Annotated in this window: 3 protein-coding genes and 1 pseudogene; all 4 read right to left on the bottom strand. The window is 72.7% G+C overall.

The genetic code is table 11. The annotated features are described in order from the left end of the window. A pseudogene (locus D471_RS0122645) lies at positions 1 to 494 on the bottom strand (hypothetical protein); the annotation flags it as partial. A gap of 587 nt (positions 495 to 1,081) precedes the next feature. Then, positions 1,082 to 1,759, bottom strand: a complete 678-nt coding sequence (locus D471_RS0122635; RefSeq protein ID WP_017600727.1) for a 4'-phosphopantetheinyl transferase family protein — start codon at positions 1,757 to 1,759, stop codon at positions 1,082 to 1,084. A 6-nt stretch (positions 1,760 to 1,765) separates the two neighbouring features. Continuing rightward, positions 1,766 to 3,133, bottom strand: a complete 1,368-nt coding sequence (gene ccrA, locus D471_RS0122630; RefSeq protein ID WP_017600726.1) for a crotonyl-CoA carboxylase/reductase — start codon at positions 3,131 to 3,133, stop codon at positions 1,766 to 1,768. A gap of 10 nt (positions 3,134 to 3,143) precedes the next feature. Continuing rightward, positions 3,144 to 5,147: an activator-dependent family glycosyltransferase gene (locus D471_RS42350; RefSeq protein WP_017600725.1), complete on the bottom strand. Its 2,004-nt coding sequence runs from the start codon at positions 5,145 to 5,147 to the stop codon at positions 3,144 to 3,146. Between the last annotated feature and the right edge of the window lie 140 nt (positions 5,148 to 5,287).

The following is a 5,287-nucleotide window of genomic DNA, read 5'->3' as shown; positions in this document are numbered from 1 at the left end:
CCCCGCCACGACGCTGTCGCGGCGGTGAGCTGACTCCGGGTCAGCTCCTCCGCGACACGGTGGAGGTCGACCCCCCGGCTCTCCGCCCGCCGGGCCGTCCGACACGCGGTCGGCAACTCGTCGGAGAGGTTCTCCGGAACCGATACGCCCTCACGCAGGAACGCGGCCATCGCCCCCGCGTCACCGCCCACGGAGGTGCCCCAGCCGACGACCAGCTCCGCGCCGGCACCGCCCGTCCGCGGCCCCGCGACCAACCGGCCGTCCGCCCCGGTTCCCGTGACCGACCAGGACAGCTCCCAGGGGCGGGCGCCGTCCGCGGCCAGCGAGCTCCACCGGGGATCCGCCAGCCCGGCCTCGTACGCGTGGTAGGCGAACCGGGCGTAGGCCAGCAGCGATCCGCCCACACCGTCCCACGGGGCGTCGGCGCCCCCGTCGGCGCCCGAGGGAAGGATCCTCGCGACGGCCTCCCCGAGCAGCCGCAGCGGGACGCTCACCACGCAGCGGATCCCGGACAGGTCACGGNAGGAAGGCCGCCGCCGCCTCCGCCACGGCCGCGGCGGACGCCGCACCGGAGATCTGCACCCCGATGCCCTCCGCCAACAGCTCCTCGGCGGCCCCGGCCGTCCGCGGACCCGCCGCCAAGTCCAGCAGGAGGTTGGGGCGGTCCACCTCCCAGCACAGTGCCCGGGCCTCCGCCAACAGCAGGTCCCGTCGCCACGACCACCAGGGCGGAACCGGAAGGGCCGCGCAGCCGCTGCCGACCTCCTCCCGCTCGAAGGCCGGGCGCAGGGCCTCGCACACCCGCCTGGCGTCGTACGTCAGCAGCCGGCGTACGCCCTCGGCGTCGTCCACGCCCCGCAGCGCCAGGTCGCGCAGCTGACTCGTGTAGGCGTCCCCCCACCGGACACCCTCCGCCACCGGGGCGGGGTGGATGGCCGCACCGCTGATCCCCCAGCGCCGCGCGGCGTCGGTGAGCTCTCCGGAGACCGCCGATCCGCGGTCCACCCCCTCAAGCCGCAACGCGATGCCCTCGGCGGTCAGCCTGCCGAGCACGTCGGCCATTCCTCCTCCATTCCCTCGTTCACGGACCGGGCGGCCCGGCGGGCGCCCGCAGGGCGACGCTGGTCAGGACCAGGCCGTCGCGCACACTCCACTCGCCGGTGAGCACGTCCAGGGTCAGATCGCCCACGACCGCCCAGGGCGGCGTCAGGCGGGCGGAGAAGGTGCGGGCGCGCGGACAGATCCGCAGCGAGGCGTCCCGGAAGTCCAACCGCCGGGCGGCCAGCGGGTACCACGCCTTGTACACCGACTCCTTGGCACTGAACAGCAACCGGTCCCAGCGGATCCCGGGTTCGGCCTCGGACAGCTCCCGCAACCGGACACGCTCCTCCGGCAGGGTCACGGCCTCCTCCACCCCGTCGGGCAGGGCGGCGTGCGGTTCGGCGTCGATACCCAGGGCCAGCCAGCCCCCGGCCCGGCCGACCGCCGCCGCCCGATACCCCTCGCAGTGGGTCAGGGAACCCACGACCCCCAGGGGCCACAGCGGTTCCCCCCGCGTGCCGCTGAGCACCGGGCCGGGGGCGGCGCCCAGGTCGGCGAGCGCCCGGTGGGCGCAGACCCGCGCGGTGGTGTACTCACGGCGCCTGCGCTCCACCGCGTCGCGCACGGCGTGCCTCTCCCCGGGCAGGAGCAGCGACTCCGGGAACTCCCCGCGGGTGTCCGCGGAGCACACCCCCGGGGGGAGAATCTCCTCGATCACGCCACGTCACACTGCCACTTCTTCACGTGCCGCCGGTACCGTCCGGAAACGGTCGATCGCCGTCGCGTGGCGCGCCCGCGTCTCGTGGTCGGTGACCCCGAGCCCCTCCTCCGGGGCCAGGCACAACACCCCCACCTTGCCGTGGTGGAGGTTGTGGTGGACGTCGTAGGCGGCTTGGCCGGCCTCCGCCAAACGGTAGGTCCTGGACAGGGTGGGGTGGATCCTGCCCTTCATGATGAGCCGGTTGGCCTCCCACGCCTCCCGGTAGTTGGCGAAGTGGGTGCCGATGATGTTCTTCAGCGACATCCACAGGTAGCGGTTGTCGTACTGGTGCTGGTACCCGGAGGTCGAGGCGCAGGTCACCACCGTGCCGCCCTTGCGCGCGACGTAGACGCTGGCGCCGAAGGTCTCCCGCCCGGGGTGCTCGAAGACGATGTCGACGTCCTCCCCGCCGGTCAGTTCGCGGATGCGCTTGCCGAAGCGCTTCCACTCGCGCGGATCCTGGTTGTGCTCGTCCTTCCAGAACCGGTAGCCCTCGTCCCTGCGGTCGATGATCGCCTCGGCGCCCATGGCGCGGCAGATCTCGGCCTTCTCCGGGCTGGAGACCACGCAGACGGGGTTGGCCCCGCCCGACAGCACGAGCTGGGTCGCGTAGGAGCCCAGCCCGCCGCCCGCACCCCAGATGAGGACGTTGTCGCCCTGCTTCATCGCGGCCCCGTTGCGCGAGACGAGCTGTCGGTAGGCGGTGGAGTTGACCAGGCCGGGGGAGGCGGCCTCCTCCCAGCTCAGGTGTCGGGGTTTGGGCATCAGCTGGTTGGACTTGACCAGGGAGATCTCCGCGAGGCCGCCGAAGTTGGTCTCAAAGCCCCAGATGCGCTGCTCGGGGTCGAGCATCGTGTCGCCGTGCCCCTCGGCCGACTCCAGCTCCACGGACAGGCAGTGCGCGACCACCTCGTCGCCCGGCTTCCAGGCGTTGACCCCGGGCCCCGTGCGCAGGACGACGCCGGACAGGTCCGAACCGATGACGTGGTAGGGCAGGTCGTGGCGGGCGGCCGGGGCGGAGCGGCGGCCGTACCGTTCGAGGAAGGTGAAGGTCGGCAGCGGCTCGAAGATCGACGACCACACGGTGTTGTAGTTCACCGAGCTGGCCATGACCGCGATCAGCGCCTCGCCGGGGCCGAGTTCGGGCACCGGGACCTCGTCCAGGTGCATCGAGGTGCGCGGGTCCTTGTCCTTGGTGTCCAGGCCCTCGAACATGCCGACGTCCTCCCGGCGCAGCGTGACGGCGCGGTGGGACTCGGGCAACTCCAGCGCGGCGAACTCCTCGGCCGGGGGACGGTCGTCGGCGGTGATCGCCTCAAGGATGTGCTTCACGTGTGGCTCCTCACGTTCGGTGGACGGCCACGAACAGGCCCCGACCCGAGGGGCCGCCGGGAGTGAACTCCGCGGACAGGCCGGCCCTGGCGAAGGCGTGTTCGTACTGCTCTCGGGGGAAGAGCGTGATCCGATGGGTTTCCTCGTGGTGGCTGACTCCCGTCCCCGGCGCCGCGACGAGGTAGTGCACCTCGATCCGGGTGGCCCCGTCCTCGCGGGTGGAGTGGGAGACACGGGTGATGGTGGTGCCGTCGGCCTCGACGGTGCTCGCTCCGACGAAACCCGGGGTGAAGGCCTCGGGGAACCACCAGGGTTCGAGCACGACCACACCGCCCGGTTCGAGGTGGGCGGCGAACCGGGCGATCGCCTGGTCGAGCTCGCGCTGGTCGGCCATGTGCCCGATCGAGCTGAACATGCAGGTGATGGCGGAGAACCGGCGGGCGAGGGAGAAGTCGCGCATGTCACCCGGGTGCAGGACGGCGTCCGGGTTGCGGCGGCGGGCGATGGCGAGCATGTCCGGGGACAGTTCCAGGCCCTCCACGGTGGTGAAGTGCTCGGACAGGTGCCGTAGGTGCATACCGGTGCCGCAGGCCACGTCGAGCAGGCTGTCGGCCCCCGGGGCGTGTCTTCTGACCAGGTCGGCCAGGTCCGTCGACTCCCGGCCGTAGTCCTTGCCCTTGCCCTGGTGGACCAGGTCGTAGAGCTCGGCGGCGTCTCCGGTGTAGCCCAGGGGGCCGGAGGCGTCCTCACGTCGCTCGGCGACCAGGCGTTCGAGCGGGGACACGAGTTCGGCGGGTGTCGGCTGGGCGAGCATCTCCGAGCGCAGCTTCCGGGCGCTGTCCGCCATGTCCCGGTCCGACAGGGCGCGGGCCACGGCGTCGCGCAGCGTCCGCGCGTCCAGCTTCTCCGGGGGGATCGACACTGCTGCCCCCGCCTCCTGGAGCTGGAGCCCCTTGAGCGGGGCGTCCCACAGGGCGGCGACCACGACCTGCGGCACGCCGTGCAGGGTGGCGGTGAAGCACGTGCCAGCCCCGCCGTGGTGGACGACCGCCGAACAGGTCGGCAGGAGGGCGTCCATTGGCACGAAGTCGACCACCCGGACGTTGTCCGGCAGCGGTCCGGCGTCGGCCACCTGGCCGCTGTCCAGGGTGGCGACGATCTCGGCGTCGAGGTCGCCGAGCCCGGCCAGCAGCTCGCGCACCTGGACGGCGTCCCTCCCGTAGGTCTCCCGCGCGGACACGCCGAGGGTGAAGCACACCCGGGGGCGCTCGGGCTCGCGCACCACCCAGTCGGGCAGCACTGAGCGGCCGTTGTAGGGCACGAACCGGAAGGGGATCACCCGACCGTCCGACGGAAGACGCAGGCTCTCCGCCGTCGGGTCGAGTGTCGCGTGCCCGTGGAGCAGCTCCTCGACGACCGCCGCGTTCGCCGTGTGGCCGTGCCGCTCCAGCGTCCACCCCAACCACTCGGCGATGGGGTCCTCGCGTCGGGAGGGGGGCTGTTCGGCCGACAGCGCCAGGAACTGGCGCCGGGCGTTGCCGACGACGTCCGGTCCCCACAGCACCCGGGCGTGCGCGGCACCGCTGACGTGCGCGGCGATCGGTCCAGCGAACGTGAAGGGTTCCCAGACGACCAGGTCGGGACGCCAGGAGAGGGCCAGGGCGACGGTGTCGTCGATGGTCGCGTCGCTGTTGAGGGGAGAGAAGCACAGCGCCGACATGACCGTCTGCTGGCCGAGCGCGTGCTCGTGGGAGATCGACCCGCCCCGGGTCTCGGCGAAGTCCAGGCCCTCCTGGTAGGGGCCGAGGTCGCCGCCGATCTCAGCGATCAGCTCCATGAGGGCCTCGTCGTCCCCCACGGGGACGGCGGTCAGCCCGGAGGCGGTGATCGCCTCGGTCAACGCGGGCGGGGCGGCCACCCGCACCTCGTGTCCGGCGGCCTTCAGCGCCCATCCGATCGGAACCAGGTTGTGGTAATGCGTGTTGTGCGCGAAGCACGTCAACAGCACGCGCATGGGTGCGTTCCTTCCTGCTCTGACCGGGCCCGCCGGTCCGGTCGCCGTCATCTGCCGTGCTCCGCGCCGGTCGGGTCGACCGGCAGCTCGCCGAACGCCCGCAGCACCGGGGACCGGCGCCTGCGCACGGCCGGACCGGC

This window comes from Nocardiopsis lucentensis DSM 44048 (assembly GCF_000341125.1).
GTDB classification, from domain to species: Bacteria; Actinomycetota; Actinomycetes; order Streptosporangiales; family Streptosporangiaceae; genus Nocardiopsis; species Nocardiopsis lucentensis.
Note: the sequence above shows the minus strand (reverse complement) of the source record. Positions and strands in the feature narration are given on the sequence as shown.